At 59.2% G+C, this 1,204-nt stretch carries 2 protein-coding genes; both read right to left on the minus strand.

Annotation, left to right across the window (positions count from 1 at the left end; all coding sequences use genetic code 11):
* On the minus strand, positions 1–834 hold an 834-nt coding region (locus EPL00_RS23400; protein WP_162224328.1), incomplete at its 3' end, for a transposase.
* 1 nt (position 835) lies between these two features.
* Positions 836–1,204, minus strand: a 369-nt coding sequence (tnpA, locus tag EPL00_RS23405) for an IS200/IS605-like element ISHal1 family transposase (RefSeq protein ID WP_162224329.1), incomplete at its 5' end; no start/stop codon positions are given.

Raw genomic sequence — 1,204 nt, forward strand, 5'->3', positions numbered from 1 at the left:
CCGTTCACGGATGTACGTCAAATCCTCCATCACCAACACCGGGTTATCGAACCGTTTGGCGTACTCGACGGCCTGTCGAGACGCTTTCTCCACGATGTCGGTGAGCGCGTTCTGGTAGTGCGAGAAGCGGTCTTCAATCCGCCACTCGGATGCGTCACGCTCTTGGAATCGTTTCAGGGTTGTGTGCATCTCTTTGCGGAGATGCTTCGCTCTGCTTCCGCTACACACGAACGGGTCAGTCGGAGAACCATCCTTGAGGGCACAGCCCGTGATGAGGGCGGTTTCTCCGATGTCTAAGCCGATGTGCGTGGCGTCACCGTCAGTTGTTGGTTCTTCGACTGGGTACTCGACGGTGACGTGCAGTACCCAGTTCCTCCGGTGTTGCTGAAGCCGTATCTCGCCTGCCCTCGCGTCCTCCGATACGAGGTCGTGCCAGAGGCCTTCCTGTTCGGGATTGATGCGGAGCGGTATCCAGAAGTTCGTTCCCCGACCGGGACGGGGAACCCACCACGTGAACTCGTAGTCGCGTTCTTCGGAGTGGTCGAACTTCGCGGCTTGGTTCGTGAGCCGTATCGGGTGGCCGTCGTCCAACTCCTTCGCGTTGTACGTCTTTCGGAGTTTCGGGACGTAGTTGCAGAGAGCGGCTTTGGCCTGATACGGCAGGTCGTAGGGCGTCACGATGTCACTCACCGCCGACATGGTACTCGCCCCGGCGTCGAACGCCTCTTGCAGCCCGTCACGGTACGTTTCGAGCAGGTCGTTCAGTTTCGACTGCTTGTGCGCCGTGGGTGGCGCGAACGTCGCCTGCAACGTCTTCGTGACGGTCGTAGACACGCTACTGCTCCTCCACGTACTTCATGAGTACGTCGATGCTCACTTGGCCGGTGGTGGCGAGGAAGTACCCCGGTTGCCAGAACGCCTTGTCGAGCGCCTGCCGAACTTCGGGGTTCTCGTCACGGATTTTGCGGGACGTGACGCCCTTGAGTGAGTTGATGAACTTGGTGAGGTCGGTCGTTGGCTTCGCCGTGAAGAGGATGTGAACGTGGTCGGAACCGCCGTTGACGTTCTGGATGTTCACGCCGAAGTCCTCGGAGATGTCGCTGGCAATCTCACCGATTCGTTCTGCGATTTCGTCGGTGAGTAGGTCTGCGCGGTACTTCGTGACGGTCACGAAGTGATATTGGAGCGCGTAGACCGTGTGCGA

It is taken from the genome of Halorussus salinus, from assembly GCF_004765815.2.
GTDB lineage: Archaea > Halobacteriota > Halobacteria > Halobacteriales > Haladaptataceae > Halorussus > Halorussus salinus.